The following is a 25,228-nucleotide window of genomic DNA, read 5'->3' on the forward strand; positions in this document are numbered from 1 at the left end:
TGAATGTGGCACGCGCGGCGGCGATGTGCTCGAAATAGCGCATGAGCATCGCGGCGCTGCGCGACGAAAATGAACAATTGAAAGCGCTTTTGGCGCAAACGCAGGCGGCCTTGAGCGAACATCAGGCGGCGCTGGCGACGTCGGAAGAGGCGCGGCGTCGGTTGGAGGTCATTCTCGGCGAATTGCGACGCGAGAAGTTCGGCGCGACGTCCGAGAAGCTGCGGCCAGATCAGTATCACTTGCCGCTGGAAGACGTGGAGATCGCGCAAGGCATCCTGGACGCGGCGCAGGAGAGAGCCGAGGCTGTGATCAAGGGCCGATCGCGGAGCGCGCCGGATCAAGGTTCTCATCGCAATCGCGGCTGCCTGCCTGCCCATTTGCCGCGGGTGGAACGGATCATCGAGCCTGCGAGTACGCTTTGCCCGTGCGGTTGCGGCGCCATGACGAAGATCGGCGAGGACGTCAGCCAGCGCCTCGACGTGATCCCGGCGCAATGGCGCGTGCTGATCACACGCCGCCCAAAATACATCTGTCGCCGCTGCTCCGGCCCCGTCGTGCAGGCGCACGCACCGGAGCACGTCGTGCCCGGCGGGCTGCCGACCGAAGCGGCCATCGCGCATGTGATCGTCTCCAAATTTGGCGACCATACGCCATTTTACCGTCAGGCCGAGATCTATGCGCGCCAGGGCATCCGGCTTGATCGGGCGACACTGGGCAACTGGTCCGGCCGCGCCTGCTTCCATCTTCAGCCCATCGCGGAACACATGCGCCACCACCTGGCCATGGCGGATCGGCTGTTCATGGACGAGACCAAGGCGCCGGTACTCGATCCGGGGCGCGGCCAAACGAAGAAAGGCTACTTCTGGGCGATTGCCTCAGACGACCGCGGCCACAGCGGCCCAAGTCCGCCGATCGTGCTGTTCCGATATGCCCCCAGTCGCAGCGGTGCCTTCGCTGAGCAGTTCCTGGATGGCTTTGGCGGACGCTTCCTGCAATGCGATGCCTATGACGGTTATGATCGACTGACCGAAGTCGCTCGACTGCAAGGGCCTTGGACGCTCGTGCATTGCTGGAGCCACTTGCGCCGACGCTTCGTCAAATTGGCCCGCAATAGCAAATCGCCGATCGCCGAGGCCGCCATTCGGCACATCGCACAGCTTTACGCCATTGAAGCCATGGTGCGCGGTGCATCGCCGGACATCCGGCTCGCCGCACGAAAGGAGCATTCGTTGGCTCTCGTCGCCGCTTTGAAAATGTGGTTCGAGAAGCAGCTGTCGATGATCTCCAGCGGTTCGACGCTCGCCGAGGACATCCGCTACGCGCTCAATCACTGGCAAGGTCTGACCCGCTTCCTCGAAGACGGGCGCCTCGAGCTCGACACGAACCCTGTCGAGAACGCCATCCGGCCAGTCTGCCTGACCAGAAAAAATGCGCTCTTCGCCGGTCATGAGGTCGGAGCCGAAAACTGGGCCTTGCTCGCCTCGATCGTCGCCACCTGCAAGCTCAACGACGTCAACCCGGCCGCCTACATCGCCGAAACACTCGAGACGATCATCGACGGCCATCCCCATAGCCGCATCGAAGACCTCATGCCGTGGCGATTCCGCAAAACGTCAAGCCAGCCTCAATAGGGTTGCGGCTAAGCGCTTACGATACGGCTCGACATTGCATAGGAAGAAGGTGTATCGCAGCTCGCCAATTCTCAGCTAGCGGTCGAAAAGCTTGAATCGTGCCTGGTGCGCCGAGCGTCGGGCCAGCATGACCACGACCCGGGCCGTCGCTGGCTCCGCTCGATCAGCGGCGACTTCACGCACCGCTAGTTTGGGCGGATGAGGTACCGCGCGCAAGCTGTGCGAGCTCCGTCTCGAGCGTAGGGTTGCGCTTGAACATGGCGTCGATCAACGCTTGCGCCGGCTGCTCGGCCGCTTCCACCCACGTCGCCTTCTCCGCTCGTGCGGAGGGCGCGAAGACACGCTTGACGACCGTCGGCGACCCCCTCAGACCGCATTTGGCCATGTCATCCACGCCGGCAGTTTGAGCGCTCCATTTTACGACGGAGGCACGGGCCGCACGCAAGGCGTCGATCATTGCACCGCGGCGAATTTGATTGCTTGCCTCTAACATGCTGACGAGACAAGGAAGCTTGGAACGCAGCACTTGGACTCCTCCTTCGCAGCGCCGTTCCGCATCGATCGTGCGTGCTTTGAAGTCCAACGCTTTGATTGTTGAAACATACGTAAGCTGCTGGACCCCGAGCCTCTTTGCAATGCCAGGTCCCACCTGCGCCGTATCGCCGTCGATAGTCTGCTTGCCAGTGAATATGACGTCTGGTGGGCCATATTCCTTCCCGATATTGCGAATCGCGCACGCCAGAGCGTAACTCGTCGCCAGCGTATCAGAGCCTGCGAAACTACGATCGGTGAGCAGGACAGCACGATCGGCACCAAATGTCAGCGCCTTTCGGAGAGATTCTTCGGCCGACGGCGGCCCCATTGTCAGAACAGTGATTTCACCGCCGAACTTGTCTCGTAGCTCGAGCGCAGCTTCCAGTGCGAACAGATCATATGGGTTGATGATCGTCGGCACGCCCTGCCGCATGATCGTATTCGTGACAGGATGCACGCGGATTTGTGCGGAGTCGGGGACCTGTTTGATGCAGACGATGCTGTGCATATGCTTCTCCTAAGATGTTGAGCAGGCTCCCCACGAATAGCAACTGTCATACCACCCCAGGCACTTCGCCGATGTGCGACGAATGCAACGGCTGGCGATTGACGGCGAGACCGTTGGGACTGCGACGAGCTGCGTAAAGCGGGACGTGATCTCTCTCATCTGAGTCGCGCCATAAACGGCCCGGCCGCGATCTTGCGCTGGTTCGACACCTAATCATTTCTCATAGGGCGAATACATTGCAAGCAGACGATGACCAGCACGCGGCTGACGCGAAGATGGCTTACGCTCCCGGCATGGCCTCCCAAGCAGAGCACATCGGTTTCGTATCCGCTTCATGGACCAGAGTACCGCCTCTTGCGCACGCTCTCCTACCGCGCCCGGCGATCGAGAGAGACGCGAGCCGACTTTTTATTCAGAAGCGCTTGATCTCGATACCGTGCCTTCTCAAGGCATAGCCAATCTGGCGCGGCGTCAGTCCAAGCAAGCGCGCCGCCTTGGCCTGTACCCACCCGGACGTTTCCATCGCGGCGACTACGCGCTCGCGATCTGTGACCTTGGCGGCACCTATGTTGGGTCGGCCGGGTGGCTCTAGCGGCGTCAGTTCGCTACCGACCGGCTGAACGTGTGCCACAGCTTGTGTCGGCGGCATGCTCAGCCTCGCGGGAAGTGAGATTATCGGGCTCGGCTGTCGTGCCACTTGCTCCAGCCCGCACTTCCATAGCGTGGCCGACAGGCATTGCCCGTGGCAGCAGGCAAAATCGTCTCTTACGATCGACGATCCGTGCGCCAGGGTCGCGGTCCGCTGCACACAGTTCTCCAGCTCACGGACATTACCGGGAAATCCGCAATTCATAAGAACGTCTATCGCACTTGACTCGAAGACCAGAGCACGGCCGTTCTCATTGTTGAAGTTCTTCAAGAATCGAGCGGCGAGAAGCGGAATATCAGTGCGTCTTTCGCGCAGCGGCGGCAGTAGCAGAGGAACCACGCTAATGCGATAATAGAGATCGGCACGAAACTCCTTCCTTGCCACCGCCTCTTCAAGATTCTTGTTCGTGGCAGCAATCACGCGGACGTCGACTTTGATCGTCTGATTGCCGCCCACCCGCTCGAACTCCTGCTCCTGAAGCACGCGCAGGAGTTTCGCCTGGAACGACGCCGAGATCTCGCCAATCTCATCCAGAAACAACGTTCCCTTGTCCGCGAGTTCGAAGCGACCCTTGCGCGCGTTGAATGCGCCCGTAAACGCCCCCTTCTCGTGACCGAACAATTCGGATTCCAGCACCGTCTCGGTGAGGGCTGCGCAATTCAGCTTGATAAAGGGGCGTTTGGCGCGCGCTGAACGCTCGTGAATAGCCTTCGCGACCAGCTCTTTGCCGGTGCCCGATTCGCCACGCAACAGAACGGTGCTATTCGATTTTGCGATCAGCTCGATCTTCTCAAGCATCGCGCGCAGCGCCGGACTGTCGCCGATAATTCCCTCGACTTGGACCTTCTTACGCTCCCGGCCATGAGGCTTGAGCTCGGACGAAGGCTGCGTCTGCAGCCGGAACTCCTCGTCCATAAGCCGCCCGCGGTCGCGCACAAAGGTGCAATGCAGCTTTGCCGTCTGGCCCAGAAGGCTTGCGACCATCGTCAGCAGGCGGAGGTCGTCCTCGAGCTGCGCATGCGTCCCGTTGTCTGCGATGCGGTCGATGCTCAGCGTACCCACAACTTTCTCGTCGATCTCTATGGGAACCCCGATGAAGGCAACACACGTATTACGGGCGGCGTCTAGCATCATCTCGACTTCCGAAAAACTGAAGATCGAATGCAGCGCTACGTTCTCGACGATGAGCGGCCGCCCCGTCGCCACAATTTGATCAATTGCTCCTTGCGGCAAGCGCCCCCCGCAACGCGCGTCGCGCCCTTCGCTCCGGCCGTCGTCTACGATGATCTCGGGCAGCCCGTCATGTTCGAACAGACATACGATGCCGCGCCGCATCTGCACGAGCGATGGCAGCCGCTCGATGACGCTCGCCAGCTTGGCTTCGAGCCGGGATAGGCCAGTGAGCGTGTGCGCTATTTCAAAGATCGTGCTTAGCGATTTCTCTTGCGACGGCAGAATAGAAGCGGAAGGGTCCGCGCCGGAGGTTGAGTTTGGTGTTTCGCTCAGGGAAACGCTGGCCAGCATAGTGACTTCTCCGTTCCTTTCTTGATCCTCCCCATCACCTCGATCGGACTTGTTAGACTCGTGTTGCATGCCTGCCTCGATCTGACATCCAATTCTCAGGCCGGGGGCGAGAGATGACGGCTCTTCATGGCACGCCGGCAGCACTTACATTGACTAGATTTTGCGCTTATTCTTTCCAACTCGCTGCGCGGATTCGCCCGGCCAACATGGCTTCGATCGATGAAGCTGAGTTAGTCGGGTTCGCCAGGAACGGATTCACTCACAAGTGTTGCCCGCCATTGATCGGCACTTCGGCACCCGTGACATAACTTGCCGCATCTGAACATAGGAAGAAAATGACCTTGGCGACCTCTTCGGGTGTACCCACCCGGCGTAGTGGGATCTTTGGCACAAGATGCGCTTCCGTATCAGGCGACAAAATGTCCGTCTTGATTTCGCCGGGCGCGATCGCATTGACGCGAATGCCATGTGAGGCGTAGTCGTGCGCCATTTCGCGCGTGAGACAAGCGAGCGCAGCTTTCGACGTGGCATATGCCGTGCCTGCAAATGGATGCACCCGCGCTCCGGCGATCGAAGTCACATTGACGATCGAGCCTGACGCCGCTTTTAGCTCATCGAACAGACCTTGAGCGAGCAGGATCGGCGCCACCAGATTGAGGTGGAACACGCTCATCCAGGTATCGACTGAGGTCGCCAGCGACGTGAGCCGGGCACCGTTTGGCGTTTTTGGTGAGTTTCCGGCATTGTTTATCAGTCCCTGCAGCGGTGCGCCGGCAAGGCGCTCCTTTATCTGGGCAAGCACGCGCGGTAGCGTCCGATGATCGCTCAGGTCGACTTCGATATAGCTATCCCCCTCTGAGTCCCATGGGCAGCGCACCGCGTCGAATGGTTGGCGCGCGCAAGAAATGATGCGCCAACCGGCTTCCGAAAACAATCTTCCCGTGGCGCGACCGATACCGCGCGATGCCCCGGTCAATACCAGCGTCTTCCGCTCACGCAGCGGACGGCCCGCTCCATCGGCGTGAATTGGACCACGAGGGTCCGTTTCCGACGATTTAGCTGCGACCGCGTTGTCATCTGGTAGACCTAGATTCACACGCGACTCCCTTCCGCTCCCCTCGCCCGTGCACCTGGTGCAGGATCCGGGCCAGAGCGAAGCAGGGCACAGGTGGCGCGCTTTTACGACGCAAATGGCAGGTTCCGAACATCTGGCCTGTTTGCTTTGCGACACCGGCAGCGCCGCAGCAATGGCTGTCGTCGAGCTCCCGGGTGCTGCCCACTGCGTGCGCTACGCTTCGAGCCAGAGGCTGGGGTTTCCATGGCGAGCTGACTGCGTCACCACTCCACGAGTGGTCTGTGGGTCATGCGCGCTAGACGAGATAGATTAGCTGCGGGCGGAGATCAGGATTTAATGGCCGGTTCGTCCAAGTTGCTCTCGGCCTGGTTACGCGCGGCCGCACATACGGCTCTTGAGCAATACCGATGGGCCGCCGGCCGCGCGGTTCATCACACCTCCGTCCGAAAGGACTCCGCGAGCGGAGCATGAACAAAGGCCGTCGTCCAGAAAACGAAAGCCCTGCCCAGCAAAGGCGATCCATCTACCGGACGCGCCTCCTTGCTGCTGGGATATTCTGTCGTGACTGTCTGTTACGTCAGATTTCCTCGGCGACCCGGACCGCCATTGCCGTGCTTTTCACCGTCTGGCCAGCCACGGCGGACTTGGCTGGAGGATGACAGAACTGTAAGCTTTCCGCGCGACTCGACTTGCACCGGAGGGCCCGAAGTGTTGCCGGGCAAGACCGCCGGCCCTCGCTGGCATCCGCCTTACGCTTCTCAGGCGTTCGCCCTCCCACCGCACCGCATCCATGGTAGTGCGCCGGTCAGCCGTCGCTTGCGGGACGGAAGTCGCCATCCAACGTTCCTGCGACACGTTACGAAACTCGACCGTGTCGAAGCCAGCAGTATCAGACCGATGATCTAGCCCGTCATTGTTCAGGCCCACATTCTGGCGCTTCAGGAAGCCGCGAAATGCTCGTATGGATTATCGATCAGGGTCAAGCGCTCCGGATTGCTCTGGTCGAATTCAATAATCCGTGGCACGAGCAGACGGGCATAGCGCGTGAAGGCGCTGGTGGGGGGAAAGCGGATCACGGTAGCGCACCGCGCAAGAAGATACATGTCGATGAGAGCCGAAGCTCCACCTTCAATTCCCATTTCCGCACTATGCAACGGCCCTGCCCGATCGGCCTGGAAACGTTTTGGTACGGCGAAGACATCGGGAAACAGACCCGATAGGCGATCGAGCACCTGTGCACTGTCAGTGCACAGGAAGACCTTTACAGGCTTTGGATATGGCAAAGCCTTGGCTTTACGGATTGCCATGCAAACCTGACGAAGGGCGAGCTCCGAATCGGCCCAGTACGGCGCATGCTCCATGATATCTTCGCCATTGCCGTGCCGAACATGAACGCCAATGATGCTATGGCCGCTAAAATGTTCCTCATACAAGGCGTCGATCCGCGCTTGAATCTCAGACCTGAGCTTGATGTTCCGAAAGATCAGTCGTTCGGCTGCCTCGCCACAACGCCACATCAGGCAGGCGTCACAGACAATGGTGTTGGCTTCGTTATCTTCTCTCGCCTGGAACAGCTCGGTCAGTTCGTCACGTTCTCGGAAGATCTGCTCATCCGGACGATTGATGCAGTCGATCGACGGCCTATTCCACCACCGCGGGAAGAACGGTCCGGGAAACGAGAGCTGGTTGATCCGGTCATCGCAAATCACCGGTACCCCAGCGATGTCCTCAACCGGCTCGAAGAACACCGGAAAGGCGTTGCTGAACGGTCGGTCGATGTAGCAGGAACCGCGCCAGTCAACGACGAGCGTCCGCCCGGTCCGCTGCGCGTACGACCAGGCCGACGCCAATGACCAGAGGCAGTCACCGAAGCCGGTACGCCTCCGAGAAATAACAAAGCGTTCCTTGGTCAAGTTATCAAACCCTTCTCGTTGTGCAAGATCAGCTTTGTGTGGCGCACCTAGCATCTGCGATTCCGATCCACGCCAGTGGACGGCTGGTCACCGGGACGCAAGGCGATCAACCCGCAACCCTCCTCCACGGCACCGCGCTTGGGAGGTCATACGAGAGGCCTCCAAAGAGCCCTCTTCCGCATTGCTCACCTTTTGCAATCACGCAGTCGGTGACGGATGCAGCCGTATACGGCGGAGATCCCAGAGCCCACGCAGTTCGTTCACGAGAGCTTCTCGCCTAGTCCTGTCAGTGGTGACCCTGGCGAGAAGATCGGCAAGAACAGCTTCCTTCTCAATTTGCATCAGCATGTCGAACAGGTCATGCGAGACGCGCACGCTCTCCTGGCTGGAGTGACCCATGCGGATCTCGCAGACTGTCTCCTGGCGTTCTCGGCCCGCATGAGCGCGAACCCGGTAAAGAGATACATGGGGCGGCAGTGATACAGCGAGTGCAGTCCAGCTTTCGAGCGTTGTCGCCCGCTTTTTGACGAGGAATGAACCGATTACAAGGCCATCCAGCTCGGTTGACAAAAACGCCGTAATCGCATCGGCAACGGAATCTACGATCGGTTCGGCATTGTTGTTGAACGACGTGTTAAGCAAAATCGGGACGCCTGTCCGGCTCTTGAACGCATTGATGAGTTCCCAATAGGCGGCATTGTTCGTGCGGGAAACCGTCTGCAGCCGAGCCGTACCATCGATATGCGTGATCGCGCCCAGCAAAGCACGCTTGGATTCCCGCACGCGAACGACGAAATTCATGAAGGGGTATTCTGCGCGACCATCCGGCAACTCAAAAAACGCGCCCGCATCCTCCTCCAGAACTGATGGTGCAAATGGTCGATAACTCTCGCGCTTCTTGACCATCGCATTGATCCGGTCCTTGTTCGCCGCGGGCCTCGGGTCCGCCAGAATACTACGGTTGCCGAGCGCACGAGGGCCGAACTCCGATCGGCCCTGCACCCACCCGATCACGGCGCCATCAACCATCCACTCGGCTGCTCTGGTTGCGACGTCAGCGGTCCGTTCAAACTCGAGGTGTCCGGCCCATCCCTTCAGTTCCTTTTCGATGCTATCGTCGCTGCCGACATCTGGCCCCCAATAAACCGCCTGTAGCCGCTCGCGGGGCGCAGGCTGCCCGGCCTCGTTCGACACCATCAGCGCCGCGCCCAATGCGCATCCGGCGTCATGCGCAGCCGGCTGCACGAAGATGTCTTCGAACAGGCCTGAATACAGGAGTTTTCCGTTCAGCGTGCAGTTATGGGCCACCCCGCCAGCCAGGCACAACCGTTTCATTCCGGTCGACTCACGGTAATGCCGCAGAATGTGAAACACGATCCGCTCCAGCGCCTCCTGCAACGATGCGCTCACATCTCGATGCTGTTGGGTGAACGGCATTCCCTTTCGCCGGACCTCGATATTTTGCAGCAATGCTGGGCCGATACGTTCGAGGTGAACGCGGTAGCCACCGTTTGCGCAGAGCTCATAGAATTGGGAAAAGAGCTCGCGATAGCGTGCGGGATCTCCGTAAGGAGCCAGTCCCATAACCTTATACTCGTCGAACAGGCCGTAGCCGAGATATCGGATCGTCTCCAGATAGAACAGTCCGAGAGAGTTATTCTCTGGAAATGTCATAAGCTCGGTCATTTCGCTGCCTGACCCGACAGCCAAGAGACCCGACAGGAAGTCGCCACAACCGTCGATCGCGAGGACCAGGCTATCTTCAAAACCCGACATCGCCAGAGCGCTCACGGCGTGGGCCTGATGGTGGCCTACGAATGACACCCGGGAAGGATCAACTTGGGTACCGAACTCCGTGGCTAGAAGGTGCCGTAGCAGCAGATTCGCATCTAGGGGAATTGAGATTTCCGGTTGTGAGATGAACAACCGTTCGAGCATTGCATTGCAATAGGCTTCAGTAGCGTAGAACGCAATACGATCGACGTCGCGAAGCTCCACACCCGCGGCTGCAAGACAGTATTCGATCGCACTGCTCGGGAGCTTGTTTGAATGTTTGATCCGGTTAAGGCGCTCCTCTTCCACGGCAGCGATCACGCGCCCGTCCTTGACAAGTACCGCCGCGCCGTCGTGCAGAAACGTGCCCGGCAGCCCAAGGGGGTTTTCATAGACCCTGTCGAGGCCGCCACTCAATCCTAGACACAGCATCTTGTTCTCCGTTAATCCTGAGAGGCCTGTTGGCCTATTTCGTATCGCTTGCTTTGGGGGTAGGCCGCGCGAGGCCGATCAGGCATCGCTAGCTGACGAGACGCATATAAGCGTCGCACGCGATTGGAAATTCGCTAAGCCAGATATCTCATCTCGCACACGCGATGCTTCGCTTAGATCTTATTCCTCTCACCGCATCAGGCGCTGCCGAAGGAGCACGGCCGAGACGAGGAAGGGAACTGCTGCGTAGATGCAAAGTGCGCCCACATGCAATCCGACGCTGTCAACCGGTCGACCAAGCATTGTTGGACGAATGAGATCGACCGAATGACTCAGCGGCAATAAGGCTGCGATGCGTTGAAATGAACCGGGCAACTGGCTCATTGGGAAGATCGTCCCGCTTAAATACATCATGGGCGTAAGAATAAGCGACTGGTAGAAGATGAAATAGTCGTGGCTCGGTGCAAGTGCTGAAACGACCATTGCGAGGCTCGCGAAAGTAACGCCAGTGAGGGCGATGGCTGGTAACGCATAGGGAATGGATGACCACTCTGCGTAACCCAGCGCGACGGCCACAATCGTGATCGCGGTCCCGGCGAGCAAGGCCTTGCTCGCTGCCCAGGCCACTTCACCGAGGACAATGTCGCCGAGCGTAAGGGGCGTACAGAGCACTGCCTCCCAGGTGCAATTTGTCTGCATGCGAGCGTAAGCCGCATAGATCGTTTCGAAGGTTGCGGAGACCATCGCGCTTGTGGCAACCATTCCAGCCGCCAGAAACGAGATGTATGAGGTGCCCTCAACTCCACCTATGATCATTCCAAGGCCAAAACCGAGACCGAACAGAGAGCTCATCGGCTCGGCCAGATTCCCAAGAACCGATGCCAGAGCAACTTTCCGCCAAACCAGAAAATTGCGGCGCCATACCGCCATCCAGTTCCATGGATTAGCAGGGAGCGCCGGCGCAAAACGTTGCCACATCGTTCAGTCCTTTATCTCTCGCCCGGTTAGCCGCAAGAACACATCCTCCAGATTTGGAGGACGCTGCAGAAAGCGCAGATCCGTGCGGTTGACAAGCCGGAGGCGCACCTGCTCTGGATCCGTGACATAGCAGAACAGCGTCTCCCCGCTCACCTCAGCGCGCTGCACTTGGGGTCTGACCAGCGGCAGCAGTTCGTGCGGGTTACCGCCGTAAATCTCGATCACTTGGCAGCCGATCTGCTGCTCGATCAGCGCGCGAGGCTGACCTTCGGCGATCTTACGGCCGTGCTCGAGCACGCACAGGCGGTCGCACAATCGCTCCGCCTCTTCCATGAAGTGGGTGGTGAGAAGGATCGTTTTGCCGCGCCCTAATAACGAGCGCAAGCGTTCCCAAATCAGGTGACGGCCGTGCGGATCGAGGCCGGTCGTCGGCTCATCAAGGACCAAGAGCTGCGGATCGTTAATGAGGGCCCGTGCCAACGTCAGGCGTCGCTTCATGCCGCCGGACAGTTCGGCGACTCGCGCGTCCGCCTTGTTCTCCAGGCGTGCGAATTCGAGCAGTGACGGCGTGACCGCTTCCACCTCAGCCGCGCTCATGGCGAAGTAGCGCCCGAAAACGAGCAAGTTTTCGCGCACCGTGAGCTGAAGATCAAGGTTATCGAACTGTGGGACAACCCCGATCCCCCGGCGCGCCAAGCGCGCCCGCGCCGGCACTGGCTCGCCGAGCACGCATATCTTACCTGCGTCGGGCGATGCAACACCCAGGATCAAACGCGCAAGCGTGCTTTTACCCGCGCCGTTTGGTCCCAGCAGACCGAAGCACTCTCCCGGCGAGACCGTAAACGAAAGAGCGTCCACGACGACCCTGTCGTCGTAGAACTTGCTCACCTGGAAAAGGTCGACTGCCGCGGTTGACATCTGCTTACGCCATCGCGACGGACGTTGTTCCCGCCGCTTCCCCGCTTGCGCGCTTTTTTGTCCAAAGCAGGCCGTCACACCATACGTGATCGACGCGTCCCCACTGGCACGCGGCGGCAGCATCCGGGAAAAAGCCGCGTCCATGCAGATTGGCGCTGGTATTGCAAAGCAGCGGAATGGCTGTGAGCTTCTCGTATTCGACGAGAAGCTCGGCCACTTTATGCTGGGAGGTTCTAGAAACGGTTTGTAGACGAGCAGATCCATCGAGATGCACGACGGCGGGAATTTTGTCCCGCCATTCTGGTCGCGTCTGGTGATCGAACAGCATGTACGGATCGGGTATTCCAGGGCTAAAAATCTCCGCGGCACGATCCTCCAGGCATATCGGCGCTACCGGCCTGAAATGCTCACGAAGTTTGACATCGTTGAGATGATCTTTCATTCCTTCCCAGCTCGCAGCCGCGAGAATGCTTCTGCCACCCAAGGCTCGCGGCCCGAGCTCGGCACGCCCGGCAAGGAAGACCACGGGCTTGTCGCAAGCGAGGATTGCCGCAAGTTGGCCCATAGTGCAGGGCGCGCCCTCCCATTCGGGCGGGACTTCGCTGGGACGCACGGCCGGTCCGCTGTAGACCGACCATTCCAGAGCTCTAAAGCCTTGCTGTGCCGCCAATGCAGAGCAAGCAGCACCAATGGCTGAGCCGCTGTCGTTCGGAAAGGGCGGCACCCACACGAAATCGAACAGGCCTGTCGCACGAAATGCACTATTCCACTTAATATTCAGGCCACAGCCGCCGGCAATGCAGAGGTTACGCGCCCCCGCAAGATTCGAATGCCGCTCCACCACATCAGCAATGGTGCGAACCAGCAGACGCTCTAGAAACACGTGAAATGACGCAAGGACGTCTTGGGCCTGTTTTTCCTTCAATCGCATTGCGCACGCATCGAAGAAGTCGTGCAGAGCTTCAAGTGGCGATTGTGAGCTGTTGATCTCTTCAAGCTCGGGACAAGCACCCTCAGCATCCGTGGCAAAGTGCGCCTCATAAAGTTCATGAAACGTCTTAATACAATCCTCGTCGGGCGATCCCAGTGCGATATAGGCCATCAGCTTGCCGGCAATACCGAGATCCCAGCTGGTCCGGTCTGCCCGCCTGTAAGGTCCAAAGTGGTGTCCTGCCGTCGCATAGGCGTGACCTATTACCGGAAACAGGCACTCGATGAACCGGATGCCGTGGGGCTCTACATAGTAGAGGCGCGGAAACATGCAGCCGTCCCACACCAAGCAGAAAGCAGATTGTCCGGATTTGGCAAACGAGCTGGCGCAGTATGCGGATGCTACGTGCCCGGTAACATGGGGATAGCTTTGATAGGGATATAGCTTCCCATCAAGCATGAGGCCGATCCGATCGCGGGACGTCAGGGGGCTATCGCCTTGCCGTTCGACATACGGCGCGCCCTTGAGCTTGATGGTCGTCGTCCCACTAAGGACTTCAAACTGTGACTCGAACTCTCCATCCCAGCCATCAATGACGAACTGATCAACATCGCTCGGATCCAGCCCGTGCTCCGCCAAGGCGTCAACAACGGCATCCAGGTTGTCGATGGTTTGATAACGCGGATTGTTGTTCAGCTTCTCCTGTTCGACACAAAACACCACCCGGCCGTCCTCGATCAGAGCGACTGCCCCGTCGTGCGTCAACTTGATACCGCAGATGCGCATAGTAGGTCCTTTCAAGCTCGGCCGTTAGAACAAATCGAAGATCGCTCCGGATTGCGAAAGCGGACCAACAAGCAGTCTTCGTCAGCCGACTGCCCCTGGCACTGCACGCGTTCGACCTCAATGAGCGCTTCAGCCAACATCGTGATGACTGTCTCGGCGCCAGCGACATGCCCCCATCGCCTGCAGGTGGCATCACGTGCAGATCCGAAGACCAGGTGCCCACCTGGAGCAAGCATCTTCACCAGCTTGTCGATTGCGGTACGCATCCGTGTCATGTCTTCGAGATAGTAGAGAACTTCGGCGACCACGATCAGATCGAACAGCTCTTCGGTCGAGAACTGCAGAATATCGGTCGCCGCCCAGCTGATATGCGACCACCTCTTGGTCCGCTGGACCGCTCGACCGATCGCTCGCGGCATAACATCGATGACCGTGAGCCGTTTGCAGTGAGGAGCAAGCTTCTCTGTGAATGCACCGGCCGCGCACCCGATCTCGAGGCCGGTTGAGACGGCGCCGTTCGACAGCGATAGTCGTAGCAATTGGGTGTGACGCTCACGTTCGAACGGATTGTCGTCAAGCCGCCACGGGTCATCGTTGGTCAGCTCCCGTTGCAACGATTGATATGTCTTGTCCACGCTCACCACTAAATCCCCTACAAAGCTGTCAGTCAGTCGCGGCGGCAATGCCATCAGACGCGATCAGCTGCGAGGAAGCGCGCGAAAGACCTGCCCCGCGAATTGAGCCTGGCGCTTCCGATCCCGGGTTAAGGCTTGGTCCATTTGTCGCGTCTTCGATCGAGGCCTTCGACTCATCGACGTCTGATGATTTCGCTACTTTGCGCGAGAGCCAGTCGCTGTTGCTCAAGGTACAGAGCGCATAGGCTTTCATCGGGAGCAGGAGGAAGATGTTGATAGGCGTGTGCAGCGAGAAGCCGATAAATCGAAGCTCGCCGGCACGAAGGGCCGCCACGCTGCATCGAACCATGGTCATCGCGACGATGGTCAGACCGGTCCACCAGGGCACGGTGCCGGTGAGCGCGAGCTGAGCGAGCGCGGCAATCGATGAGATGGCGAGCAGCAGCGGCCCGAGGTTCTGTCCGAGCACGTCGAGCGTAAGGTACCGGTCCAGGCCGGGCAACAGGTGCAAACCCAGCAGCGTATCGCGGTAAGTGCTCCGCGCCCAGCGGAGCTGTTGCCGCAGATAGGGCAAGAGCCTGTCCGGGACCACCGTGGCGGCGATGGCGTCCGGAACGTACTCGGTTCGAAACCCTGCCTTGAGCATGAGGATCGTCAGATGGCGGTCCTCACCGAAGTCGCTCGGCTTTCCTCGGAAGAACTGCGTCTCGTACTGGTCCAGCAGCAACAGCAGCGCGGAGCGGCGGTACATGGCACACGGCCCGCAGCAGCACATGACGGCACCAAAGCGCGTCTGAGCCGCGCGCTCCTCGTTGCAAGCCAACCAGTACTCCATGTCGATCAATCGGGTCAGCCAGCTGTCGTTCCGGTTGCTGGCCATCAATTGCCCCATGGCCGCGCCGACGGCTGGATCCTGCATCTTGCGTACGAGTTTGCTGACCACGTCGCTGGCGATTTCCGTATCGGAATCGACGTTGAGCACGAGATCGCCGAACGACCGGCGTATCGCTGCGATCTGCGCCTTACGCTTTCCAACGTTACTTGGCAGCAGAATGACGGTGAACCTCGGGTCATACGCGTAGCTCCCATGGACCGGGGCCACTGCAGCGACATTTGCAGAGCCGTCATCGACCACATACACCTGCAATCGCCCTGGGTAATCCTGGCTTGCGAGAGATTTCAGGCAGGCCGCCAGCGTGCGCGGATCCTCGTTGAAGCAGGGCACGATGATATCCACGCTGGGCAGAGCTGCGCTCTCGACGAGGTCGTACGGCGGCAGTGAGGCGTCGGTTCGCAGCGCATAAAGCGCCTGCGCGGTCTTATGGACGCTGGAGAGCAACGCGTAGGAGGCAACAGCAGCGGTGCTGATGGTGGCAAGCAGGCTCATGTGATTTGATCTATTCAGTGAGTTTGAGGAAGCGACCGGATTGCAAATCCAAGGTCATGCAGTGCTGGAATGAGCTGGGCGAGCGCCGTCACGGTCTGGTCGCGCCGACTAGAGTGAGGGCAGCGTTTCAACTCGTCGGGAGGGCACCCGTCGTGCAGGAGCACGATTGCTCCCGGCCGGACCGAGGCCAGCACCGCGGCAACAATCGCCTCGCCGCCAGGACGAGACCAGTCTTGCGGGTCCACTGACCAGTGCAGGGCTGCCAGTTCGGCCTTCGCCGACACGGCGAGGGCCTCCTTGGTCCAAGTCCCATACGGCGCACGCATGTGCCGCACAGAGGCTCGCGGGCAGGCCATTCCGATGACCTTGTTCGTCGTTAGGATCTCGTATTCCACCTCATCCGGCATGCATTTGGATAAATCCGGGTGCGTCATTGTGTGGTTTGCGAGTTCGTGGCCTTCTGCAATGATGCGCTGGATCAGCTCCGGCTGGCCCGCTGCATATGCACCAATCACGCAGAAAGTGGCGGGGGCCCGATGCTGCGCCAGCACATCCAGGATAGCCGGCGTGCAATGCGGGTTGGGACCATCATCAAACGTCAGATAGACACAGCGCTCTCCGCCCGAGTCGGCGCAGTCGCTCCGCGCTTCAGTCTCGTTGTCTGCGGACGTCACAGTTCTGGCCCGTTCCGTTCAATCATCTCACCGGCCGGCCATTCGCTCATTGGCCTCGCAATCGGCAGAACGAGGCCGACCACGTCCTCCACGCGCGTCGGAGGCACAGTGAGATAGATATCCGGACGAGCGGACCGGACACGGAGCCCTGGCAGAACAGTCGCTAATCCCTGTCGCCCGAGCAGCCTGGTAATATGTTTCTGCAGGGCAGATCGGACCGTGCCAAAACCGAACGGCACCCCAAGATCTCGCAATACGGGATACATCACGCGGATGGAGTGGCTGATGCCGAGCCCCTCGAGATCCGGGCGCACCCCGTACAATCCGAGTTCAGCCACAAGCAGATCGACCTCACCCACTTTTATGAAGCGGCGCAGTGCGCCGATGTGAATCGCAACACCACGATCATCGTAGCCGATTGCGCGAATCTCAGGCCTTGCGCCGGCCCAGCTTCGATGACCTTCAAAGGGCTTTGCATTGAATGCCCCGGTCGGACCATAGGTCTTCCGGAAGAAGTCGGACAACTCAATATGGTCAGCAAGTTGAAGCTCATTCTCCCAGCACAGCCTCCAACGAACTGGAGGGCGCGCCGAAGCACCTCGTGTGGATCCGGGCGCGATCATTTTCATAGAGAGTAATTCCTATTCATTATCTGGCTCCTGACGCACGCCAGCAGTTCGCTACGCTCGAAAGGCTTGCTCAAAAACTGGAGTCCAGTTTGCAGGACTCGCCTCATATCGTTTTCGAAGCTGTCTGTGAGCAGAACGGTGGGAATCGCGCGTCCGGATGCAGCCAGATGATGGAAAAGCTCAAAGCCACTCATCACGCTCGACTGCATGTCCGCGATCAAGCACGACGTGATCAAACGGCGGCCCGATTTCAAGAACTCGTCTGCGCTCTCGAAGGGTTCGGGTACGTAACCCGCCGAAAAAACCATATCTGTCAGATCTTCACGCACTGACCGATCTGCATTCACAATGGATACGACGTCGAGCGTGTGCGCAACTCGCATCAGATTCACGAAGGACGGCTTCGCTTGCATGTTCGGCACGATTTCTCCGCAGCAAGGACGCAATCGGATGCGACCAAAACACATTTGGCACCCGCAACCGAAGGGGTCCAACTGGAGGGAAATCTACGGTCAGGTTAAGCGTTCGCTCAATTCTACAGCGGTACACGGCCGGTATAGAATGGGTTGGCGAAGCCATACGATGGTTTGCTCGTCCTATACGCCCACGCACATTTGCGGATCCCCACCGTGCTAGCTCGCCGAGATAGGACTTGCGCAACACGCGCGAAACTGCGACCGCACGGTCCAGATGTCTTGATCGATCCCTGGCGCTGGGCTGAGACGCGCTACGATTTGTAACCATTCTGATAGATCTGGCATCTCGCTAAACTATCCTTTGCTATCCTCAGTCGGTACAAATGGTAAAATCGATTGTATCGATAGAACACATTCACACGGTGGATCACTCAAGATTATGCGTTTCAAGGGCCTCGATCTGAATCTCCTCGTCGCGTTCGACGCCCTGGTGACGCAAGGCAATCTCACGGCGGCGGCAAGAAGCATCAACCTCAGTCAACCTGCCATGAGTGCTGCCGTCGCGCGGCTTCGCACTTACTTTCGCGATGAGCTATTCACGATGAGGGGTCGGAAGCTTGTCCCAACGCCGCGGGCTCAAGCGCTCGCAGCCCCAATTCGCGAGGCTCTCGCTCACATTCAGCTCTCCATCATTTCTCCGGAGGGCTTCACTCCGTCTCAATCGAATCGGCGATTCAGGATCATCCTGTCCGACTTCATGACTGTCGTGTTTCTTCGAAGAATCGTGGACCGCGTCGCGCGGGAAGCTCCGACGATCAATTTCGAGTTGCTGCCGCCCTTAGAGGAACCCGATGAACTTCTCCGGCGCGGTGAAGTCGATTTTCTCATGTATCCGGAGATGTTCATGTCGAGTGCGCATCCCAAGGCGGCACTGTTCGAGGACACGTTCGTTTGCGTGGGCTGCCCCATGAACAAGCAGCTGGCGCCGCGACTTACGTTCGAGAAGTACATGTCGATCGGGCACGTGGAAGCCCGGTTCGGGGGCTCCCTGAGGCCCTCCTTTCACGAATGGCTCTTGCTCGAGCATGGTTTCAAGATACGCACCGAGGTCGCAGTGCAGGGTTTTGGTATGATTCCGCCTATGTTATTGGGCACCAACCGTATAGCGAGTATGCCCTCAAGACTGGTCAGCCATTTCGCAGACACGATGCCCCTGCGGGTCATCGAACCTCCGCTGCGACTTCTCACATTCACCGAGGCCGTCCAGTGGCCGGCCATTCATAATACTGATCCTGCAAGCATTTGGATGCGCAACATGTTCTTGCAAGAGGCATCCATGATGGTCTCTCCGTCCGAGACCAACCAATGTCACGGCCCGTTCTAGCATTGTTCGGCCGTTTGCGATCTAATCTCGGTTAACCAGATCTACGCCAGGCTCGAGGCTCCGGTCCTCGCTGGTGTTCGGATTGGCGCGTTTGAGCGTAGTTTGATCGGGTCGGCCGCGCTCTTGATCTCGCGCTGGCGTGACGATCTTGCGCTTCATACAGCTCGTTCGGCGGCGCTCCGCCTGACTTGCCTGACACGACGGCTGCATCGCACTGTTCTACATGAGCTGAGGCTCAGAGCTCGCGAAATGATCCGGCCAGTCAGATGAACGAAATCAGGCCTTGGCACTAAAATCCCTCGAATCGTACACCGCGTCAGGTTGTAGACTAAGACCTGCGATCGAGGCTGCAAACGTGGACACTGGCAGGCACCCACACCGCTCTTAACCTGCCGGTGGGCATTCTCCTTGCCGTCTACTCTCCCGGTGATCGCAGCAGCAATGCCAAAGCACCACATCGGATCGGTGGGTGCAGGTCATCCTTTCGGATCGCGACAGTGGTGTTATTCGAGAGTGTCGTGGCGCGTCGCGCGCGGGATGCCGCCGCCGTTGGTCCCGAGTTGCGGCCACTCACCGCTGACCTCGAAGAGCTACTTCGGTGCGGTAACATGATTTGCCAATCTTACCCAAAGCATCTATGTCCAGCGCTCGCACACCAAAGCGATACTGTTCGAGAATGAAAGTGAGTGAGCTTCTGGACGAGCAAGGGACTGTGCTGCGCAACACTGATCCGGCTCACGTCTGGATATGCGAGTTATTGCTGTAGGAGCTATGGCACGTCGTTGTTTCCCGGCGCGCCCGCGCGGCGCCGGGGGCGTGTTGCCCGTTTTGAGTGTGCCTCCACGTCCGACGGATATCGGAGCGATCCTTCGAGGCTCCGTCCTCAATCGCGAGTAACGCTTCGCCAACCGCGCGAGGTGCGCTCGCGTTGAGATACATGCCGGAAATGGTTTTGCGGCCCGCCTTCTCTCATTATACTGGCGCTTTGCGTCGCAGACTTTCGCCGTTGAAGAGCAGCCATCATCTTGTGGCATTCCAAAACCCGATGTTGCCATGCGCGAACAACGCCTTCGCGGCCACAAAGCCATCAACAGACTAGCAGCGCGTCGAAAACGCTGCTAGGTGCCGAGCGGGCGGCCGCGCCACCCATCTGATCAGATCAGTACTTTGTCTGGGCAGCCGTTCGTGAAGCTGTGTCTCAAGAGCAAGCGGGGTGGCATGTACCTGCTTTCGCTTCGCGTGGCGATCAGACAGCAAATGGCCGCTGCTGCGCCAGCATCCAGCGGAAATTGCACAGTTTCGGTCAGGCAGTGTTGGACAAAAGGGAAGTAAACGCCGTGTTGCACAACGGCACCACACGAACGCACCTGTCACATTCTTTCGCGCACGTCGCCGCTCCGTCTTGTTTTTGCCCTACCACAGCCAAACGGCTTCCCCACGTGCAGCGAAGGTGCCGCAATGAAAGGAGCATACTGTTGGAGAAGCCGAGCGGAGTCTACGACCCGGAGGATCTCGCGAGCTTGGGAAACCTTTTTGATCGAGCAATCGGGTCTTTACCGACATGCATGCGAACCGGCGAGAATCGCGTAGCGATCGCCAGACTTGTGATGCAACGCGCAGCGAGGGACGAATTGGCGTCGCTGGCGAACTTGATGCTTGCACTTGTCTCGGCTGATTGATTAACAGCATGCGCTCAGTGCTCCTGGGGTTCGCAGCGAGAGACCATCATCTAGATCATTGAAATCACTTGATTCTCACGTGACGTCAGGTTGTAGGCTTGCAAATTGAGGACCATGACAAAAGCCACACCACGACGGCGCCGATGGCGCATTGGAGAACTTGCAGAGGCGACCGGCGTAACGGTACGCACTCTGCATCATTACGAACATACGGGGTTGTTGACGGTCGCGGAACGTACCGGTGGCGGTCACCGCATGTACGATCGTGAAAGCCTACAACGCGTCTGTCAGATACGGGCGCTACGTGAGCTGGGCTTCTCGCTTCCTGAGATCCGCAAAGCCATCGAGGGACGGTCGTCTCTCACGGACCTATTGCGCAACCATCTCGAGCGAATTGAAATTCAAGTCGCGCGGGCGACATTATTACGGGATCGATTGCGCAATATGACGACGCAAGGTGAGACAGAAGTTAGTGTCGACGAGCTACCGGCCACGTTAGATGCAATGTCGCGGATTCAGGAACGTACCCCCTCGGCCATCTGCACATGCGCCTCTAACGCTAGCCGCGAAGATCGGTGGCGCAAGATTCGGGACGAGCTACGAAGCTGCATGGATCGGGGCGAGCCGCCATGCGGTGAGCGACCAAATGCGGTCGCGCGTCAGGCCCGTTCGCTGCTGACTGAGATCGCAGGAGTTGATTCGACTGTCTCGATGATACTGAAGGTGCTGACGCGATTGACTGAACCACACAATCTCGCCGGCTGGGATGCGAGCCTCATGCGATACCTGGATCTCGCCCTCGCCGCGCTGGAGAGCCAGCTCGGAACGAGTTGACGCACCCGGCTGCCGGACTCGGTTGCTCAAATGTCTCTAACTGAATGAGCTGATGCTGATCCTTGTCTGACTGAGGATCGTTGGCCCGTAGCAATTCGCCTGCGAATGTGCGTTGTCGACACCCTGGGAACTTTCGCTCTGCCAACCTCGACGAGCACGCTTCGAAGTACTTGATCCGTACGTAGCGTCAAATTGTACCTTCTAAAAGTATCGACGCAGCGGCGGGGCGACCTACAGAGCGCCGGCTACGCCGATGGAGACTCCAATGATCTGCACCACTTTTGGAAGTTCCCGGTGAGAGCGCTGGGCGAGAACAATTCGGTGGATGACCGTCTTTGGCCATTGCCGGCGACTCCGGCACGCTCCTTTACCTCCATGCCGCACTCGACGAAGAATGCTGCAGGGGCAGCCGATGTCGCCAAGCTCAAGGCTTCAAGCCAATCTGCTGCAGGTTGCAGGCTACGCTTATGCCCCAGTTCAAGCATGGGCAGGCTCGGTCAGACGGGCGGGCACCGTCGATGCCACGCGGGTCGCTGCGGCCGAACCTCGGGCTCAATCGAAAGGGCCATTGCCACGGTTCGATTCGACTCCAAGGGAGACAATGCCGCCCCTGGGTCCATCGATTACCGCTGGCCCGATAATCCGTCGAAGGGGTCGCGCAGACCTGGCCGCCCGCACCAACACCGCACGGAGCGTTGAATGATGAACCATCCTAGGCCTCGCGATTGCGCGCTGGTCACGTGCGTCGCAGTCGCCGCAGTCGCGGCATTTCTCGCCCTCGCGGCAATGCTATCACAGCTGTCGTACGCGCCCGAACGGCCGCCCGAAGAGTACGTTCCCATTCGTCTGGTACCACTGGAGTGAGCATCACTTCCACAATCGTAAGGCCGACGAACATCGGTGGCTTCTTCCACCTAGTGACACTGATGCGCACCTCGCTCTCGGGAGTGAGCTGCCATGACCTCTTTAGAAGGAACGTAGCTTGTGGCAACATGTCAGGCGTGCGCAGTCTGTCTGCGGATTACGAGTTCAAGCCACGTTAGCCGCGCTGTTCGGCCGAGTGGACGTGGCGTTTCCTCCCCTCTTAAAACAGGTATTCGCCGGGATAACGCCGTGCGCCCGCCTGATCCGCACTGATCGCTGCCGGACTTTGAGCCGGACTCTGATCCGGTGCGGCGCTTAGATCTGAGCCCGCCTGTGGCACCCACCCTCACATTCATGCACGCCTTGCGCTTCCCGGCTCCGAATACGGGGCGCGCATCAGGTAGGCTCGATGAAGGCCGTCAACTGCTCTCGTCGACGAAAGGGAGAACATCAAATTGGATACAAAACTGCAAAATATGCTTTCCTCGCTCTCGCCGGTGGCTCGCGAATTGGATGCTCTGCCGTCCGGGCGGCCTACGCGCGACAATACTTCCGTGAAACTGAATACGAATGAGAACCCATTTCCTTTGCCAGCCATCGTGATGCGAAGCGCAATTGCAGCTCTTGAGGTGCAATACCGCTATCCAGAAGATGACAATATCAGCTTGAGGCAAGCGGCCGCAGCGGCGTACGGGATTGCCACTGATCGCGTGATGGCTGGCAATGGATCGTCTGAACTCCTCAGTCTCATTTACAGAGCCTTTCTCGCCCCGGGCGACAGCATCGCAATGATGTCGCCCGGCTTCTCATTCAATCGCAAGCTTGCCATGTTGCAAGGGGCTCGGTTCATTGAAATTCCCTGGTCTGAACCCGACTGCTTGCCGATGGACGAGCTGCTTTTCGGTCCGGCTAAACATGCCAAGTTCATTCTGCTGGCCAATCCGAACAATCCGACCGGAACCTTCGTTCCGGTCGCTGAGATCGAGCGCCTCGTTACACGGTCTGACCGATTGATCGTATTGGACGAAGCTTATGTCGATTTCGCACCTGAGGACGGCCTACGCCTCATTGAGCGCCATTCGAATCTTCTGGTCCTGCGCACGCTTTCCAAGAGTCATTCCGCCGCTGGCATTCGCGTCGGCTTCGGTTTCGGCCACCCCGAGCTGATTGGGCGGCTTCGCAACATCCAGAATGTTTTTAACATGAATGTGGTCGCTCATGCCGTAGGCATGAGCGTCCTTGCGCATCGCGACGCCTACGAGGAGAACCATCGCCACGTCAGGTCTGAGCGTCAGCGCGTAGCGGCCGCCCTCTCGGAATTTGGGTTCTCCGTAACGCCTTCCCACGCGAACTTCTTCCTCGCCCGTGTGCCGGTAGGCCAGGGTGGCAGATGGTGGCAGGCGGCGTTGCAAGACCAGAGCGTCCTCGTCGCCTTCTTTCCGGATCCCGGCCTGGAAGAGTGCATTCGGGTTAGCATCGGTACAAAGCGCCAGATGGATGCGTTTCTTGCGGCTGTCGGCAGCATTCTTAAGAAAGTGGGATGCCGTGGCTAGTGAACCCTTCCACTCAGGTCACAGATCCCCGTTCGTCATCGAACAGGACCCGCACATGATGCAGCTTCGCGACCGGCCTCAGTCAGTTGTTGTCCGGTCGGCGCATTGCGAGCTGCTGAGAACGGCTTCGCAGCATATGCACGCCAGCGAGCGCTTCTTGAACCCCAAAAACCTAGCGGACTCCGGTCCTCTCTATAGGAGATAACTGAGTGAGAAACGTTCTTCCCTCAAACCTGACCTGCGGCATTTTTGATCATCTTGACGAGGACGGTCCCGATATCGCCAGGCAATACGCGGACCGCCTCGCGCTGGCGGAGGCCTACGACCGGCTCGGTTTCTATGCCTATCATCTGGCAGAGCATCATTGCACCCCCCACGGACGCGGTCCATCGCCGAACTTGTTTCTGTCAAGCGTCATACAACGCACACGGCGACTTCGCGTTGGTCCGTTGGTCATGCTGCTCAACCTCTACCACCCGTTGCGGGCATTCGAGGAGATCTGCATGTTGGATCACCTGAGCAGCGGCAGAGTCGAGGTCGGCCTTGGTCGCGGCTCCCTCCCGATCGAACTGAGCTATTTTGGGGTTGGAGCCGATGTTGCCTCTAGCCGTTACGAGGAAGCTTCCCAAATCTTCGTTAACGCGATGAATGGCGGCCCGCTCTCGTACAAAGGGCAACATTTTGCGCTGAGCGACGTTCCTTTGACGCTTTCACCTCACCAGCGTCCTTGTCCCCCGACATGGATTGCTACAAATCGGCCAGAGTCCGCGCATTGGGCGGCGGCGAATGGCGCTAATCTGGCGTGCATGGGACCCTCTTCTGCCGTTCGCAAAGTAACAGATCGCTATCGCGCTCATGGAAACGCGAAGTATGACACCAACGGTTCAGCACCATTTCTCGCATTACTCCGCATGGTCGTAATTGCCAGCTCTGAAGCAGCCGCCCGCTCCCTCGCCGCGCCAGCCTACGAAACCTGGCTCAAGAGCTTTAAGTTCTTGTACGACCTCAATGACATCCCGCCTCCATCCAACCTGCCCCTAACCTTGGATGCCGCAATTGAGAGTGAACTGTGCGTTGTCGGATCCCGCGCTTCGGTGCGCCAAACTCTTCTCGATCACGTGGAAGAGGCAGGCGCCAACTATCTCCTTTGTCAGCTCGCCTTTGGATCTCTGTCACTGGATGCCTGCCTCAACACAGCAACTGCGATTCACTCCGAGCTCATGGCGGCGGAGCACTGATGGTGAGCCGATTCGAAGCAGTTCGCCCTTGACCATGCAATAAATGGCAACACCGAGGCCCATGAGCACCGCAGCCGGATGCATTTGTCAGGCCGCTCTTATGGCTCAAGTGGCTCTTACGCGCATGAGACCCTTTCGACTACATCACCAAGGTGTAGTCTCGACGGCAATAAATGCCGCGTCTCCCATTTTGCATGTGTTGATATTGCCCGCGCAGTGGTTTGCTTGGCCAGGTGAGTTGGCTCACGCTCATCCCGCTTTGGCGCGCCAGTTCGTCGATCGC

18 protein-coding genes are annotated in these 25,228 nt (G+C 58.9%); 5 read left to right on the top strand and 13 right to left on the bottom strand.

Features of this window, described 5'->3' with window-relative positions; all coding sequences use genetic code 11:
- Positions 1–41 precede the first annotated feature (41 nt).
- A complete protein-coding gene (locus IVB07_RS31145) occupies positions 42–1,631 on the top strand; it encodes an IS66 family transposase (RefSeq protein WP_247369577.1) in 1,590 nt (529 codons plus the stop codon).
- Positions 1,632–1,806: 175 nt separating this feature from the next.
- Here the strand turns inward: IVB07_RS31145 and IVB07_RS31150 are convergent, their stop codons facing one another.
- The 13 genes from IVB07_RS31150 to IVB07_RS31210 all read right to left on the bottom strand — a co-directional run bounded on the left by IVB07_RS31150 (position 1,807) and on the right by IVB07_RS31210 (position 17,390).
- Positions 1,807–2,673: an electron transfer flavoprotein subunit beta/FixA family protein gene (locus IVB07_RS31150; RefSeq protein ID WP_247289257.1), complete on the bottom strand. Its 867-nt coding sequence runs from the start codon at positions 2,671–2,673 to the stop codon at positions 1,807–1,809.
- Between the two features lie 412 nt (positions 2,674–3,085).
- Positions 3,086–4,846: a nif-specific transcriptional activator NifA gene (gene nifA, locus IVB07_RS31155; RefSeq protein ID WP_247766833.1), complete on the bottom strand. Its 1,761-nt coding sequence runs from the start codon at positions 4,844–4,846 to the stop codon at positions 3,086–3,088.
- Positions 4,847–5,105: 259 nt separating this feature from the next.
- A complete protein-coding gene (locus IVB07_RS31160) occupies positions 5,106–5,942 on the bottom strand; it encodes an SDR family oxidoreductase (protein WP_026232961.1) in 837 nt (278 codons plus the stop codon).
- 917 nt (positions 5,943–6,859) lie between these two features.
- Positions 6,860–7,834, bottom strand: coding sequence for a nodulation protein NodZ (locus IVB07_RS31165; RefSeq protein ID WP_026232960.1), 975 nt, complete (start codon positions 7,832–7,834; stop codon positions 6,860–6,862).
- 198 nt (positions 7,835–8,032) lie between these two features.
- Entirely contained in the window at positions 8,033–10,039 is a 2,007-nt protein-coding gene (locus IVB07_RS31170; protein ID WP_247363789.1) for a carbamoyltransferase, read from the bottom strand.
- 189 nt (positions 10,040–10,228) lie between these two features.
- Positions 10,229–11,017: an ABC transporter permease gene (locus IVB07_RS31175; RefSeq protein WP_026232959.1), complete on the bottom strand. Its 789-nt coding sequence runs from the start codon at positions 11,015–11,017 to the stop codon at positions 10,229–10,231.
- Between the two features lie 3 nt (positions 11,018–11,020).
- Positions 11,021–11,935 carry a nodulation factor ABC transporter ATP-binding protein NodI gene (gene nodI / locus IVB07_RS31180; RefSeq protein WP_018455479.1) on the bottom strand — a complete coding sequence of 305 codons (915 nt, stop codon included), beginning with the start codon at positions 11,933–11,935 and terminating at the stop codon, positions 11,021–11,023.
- A gap of 4 nt (positions 11,936–11,939) precedes the next feature.
- Positions 11,940–13,652, bottom strand: a complete 1,713-nt coding sequence (gene nodU, locus IVB07_RS31185; protein ID WP_247442443.1) for a nodulation protein NodU — start codon at positions 13,650–13,652, stop codon at positions 11,940–11,942.
- Positions 13,653–13,663: 11 nt separating this feature from the next.
- Positions 13,664–14,293 (bottom strand): nodulation methyltransferase NodS, encoded by a 630-nt coding sequence (nodS, locus tag IVB07_RS31190; RefSeq protein WP_018455477.1) that lies wholly within the window; start codon positions 14,291–14,293, stop codon positions 13,664–13,666.
- A 22-nt stretch (positions 14,294–14,315) separates the two neighbouring features.
- Positions 14,316–15,674, bottom strand: coding sequence for a chitooligosaccharide synthase NodC (gene nodC, locus IVB07_RS31195; protein ID WP_018455476.1), 1,359 nt, complete (start codon positions 15,672–15,674; stop codon positions 14,316–14,318).
- 14 nt (positions 15,675–15,688) lie between these two features.
- Positions 15,689–16,348, bottom strand: coding sequence for a chitooligosaccharide deacetylase NodB (nodB, locus tag IVB07_RS31200; protein ID WP_018455475.1), 660 nt, complete (start codon positions 16,346–16,348; stop codon positions 15,689–15,691).
- The gene (locus tag IVB07_RS31205) at positions 16,345–16,977 is read right to left on the bottom strand and encodes a NodA family N-acyltransferase (RefSeq protein ID WP_018455474.1); all 633 of its coding nucleotides are present in this window, start codon (positions 16,975–16,977) and stop codon (positions 16,345–16,347) included. The genes nodB and IVB07_RS31205 overlap by 4 nt, the downstream gene beginning before the upstream one ends.
- The gene (locus IVB07_RS31210) at positions 16,974–17,390 is read right to left on the bottom strand and encodes a response regulator (protein WP_247289263.1); all 417 of its coding nucleotides are present in this window, start codon (positions 17,388–17,390) and stop codon (positions 16,974–16,976) included. Before IVB07_RS31210 ends, IVB07_RS31205 begins: the two co-directional genes overlap by 4 nt.
- Before the next feature lie 442 nt (positions 17,391–17,832).
- Here IVB07_RS31210 and IVB07_RS31215 point away from each other — a divergent pair, with 442 nt between their 5' ends.
- From IVB07_RS31215 to IVB07_RS31230, 4 genes are all read left to right on the top strand, one after another.
- Positions 17,833–18,777 (top strand): LysR family transcriptional regulator, encoded by a 945-nt coding sequence (locus IVB07_RS31215; RefSeq protein WP_018455472.1) that lies wholly within the window; start codon positions 17,833–17,835, stop codon positions 18,775–18,777.
- 1,793 nt (positions 18,778–20,570) lie between these two features.
- Entirely contained in the window at positions 20,571–21,290 is a 720-nt protein-coding gene (locus tag IVB07_RS31220) for a MerR family transcriptional regulator (RefSeq protein WP_026232958.1), read from the top strand.
- 1,340 nt (positions 21,291–22,630) lie between these two features.
- The gene (gene hisC, locus IVB07_RS31225; protein WP_247767816.1) at positions 22,631–23,707 is read left to right on the top strand and encodes a histidinol-phosphate transaminase; all 1,077 of its coding nucleotides are present in this window, start codon (positions 22,631–22,633) and stop codon (positions 23,705–23,707) included.
- A 209-nt stretch (positions 23,708–23,916) separates the two neighbouring features.
- Positions 23,917–24,945, top strand: a complete 1,029-nt coding sequence (locus tag IVB07_RS31230; RefSeq protein ID WP_039799450.1) for an LLM class flavin-dependent oxidoreductase — start codon at positions 23,917–23,919, stop codon at positions 24,943–24,945.
- Positions 24,946–25,228 lie beyond the last annotated feature (283 nt).

Origin of the sequence: Bradyrhizobium sp. 172 (assembly GCF_023101065.1) — a bacterium.
In the GTDB taxonomy this organism is placed as follows: Bacteria; Pseudomonadota; Alphaproteobacteria; order Rhizobiales; family Xanthobacteraceae; genus Bradyrhizobium; species Bradyrhizobium canariense_D.

Bases quoted from the DNA above. Each gene is read 5' to 3' on its own strand.
- IVB07_RS31145 (WP_247369577.1), top strand. From the start codon at position 42: ATGAGCATCGCGGCGCTGCGCGACGAAAATGAACAATTGAAAGCGCTT.
- IVB07_RS31150 (WP_247289257.1), bottom strand. From the start codon at position 2,673: ATGCACAGCATCGTCTGCATCAAACAGGTCCCCGACTCCGCACAAATC.
- nifA (WP_247766833.1), bottom strand. From the start codon at position 4,846: ATGCTGGCCAGCGTTTCCCTGAGCGAAACACCAAACTCAACCTCCGGC.
- IVB07_RS31170 (WP_247363789.1), bottom strand. From the start codon at position 10,039: ATGCTGTGTCTAGGATTGAGTGGCGGCCTCGACAGGGTCTATGAAAAC.
- IVB07_RS31175 (WP_026232959.1), bottom strand. From the start codon at position 11,017: ATGTGGCAACGTTTTGCGCCGGCGCTCCCTGCTAATCCATGGAACTGG.
- nodI (WP_018455479.1), bottom strand. From the start codon at position 11,935: ATGTCAACCGCGGCAGTCGACCTTTTCCAGGTGAGCAAGTTCTACGAC.
- nodU (WP_247442443.1), bottom strand. From the start codon at position 13,652: ATGCGCATCTGCGGTATCAAGTTGACGCACGACGGGGCAGTCGCTCTG.
- nodC (WP_018455476.1), bottom strand. From the start codon at position 15,674: ATGAGCCTGCTTGCCACCATCAGCACCGCTGCTGTTGCCTCCTACGCG.
- IVB07_RS31205 (WP_018455474.1), bottom strand. From the start codon at position 16,977: ATGAAAATGATCGCGCCCGGATCCACACGAGGTGCTTCGGCGCGCCCT.
- IVB07_RS31210 (WP_247289263.1), bottom strand. From the start codon at position 17,390: ATGCAAGCGAAGCCGTCCTTCGTGAATCTGATGCGAGTTGCGCACACG.
- IVB07_RS31215 (WP_018455472.1), top strand. From the start codon at position 17,833: ATGCGTTTCAAGGGCCTCGATCTGAATCTCCTCGTCGCGTTCGACGCC.
- IVB07_RS31220 (WP_026232958.1), top strand. From the start codon at position 20,571: ATGACAAAAGCCACACCACGACGGCGCCGATGGCGCATTGGAGAACTT.
- hisC (WP_247767816.1), top strand. From the start codon at position 22,631: ATGCTTTCCTCGCTCTCGCCGGTGGCTCGCGAATTGGATGCTCTGCCG.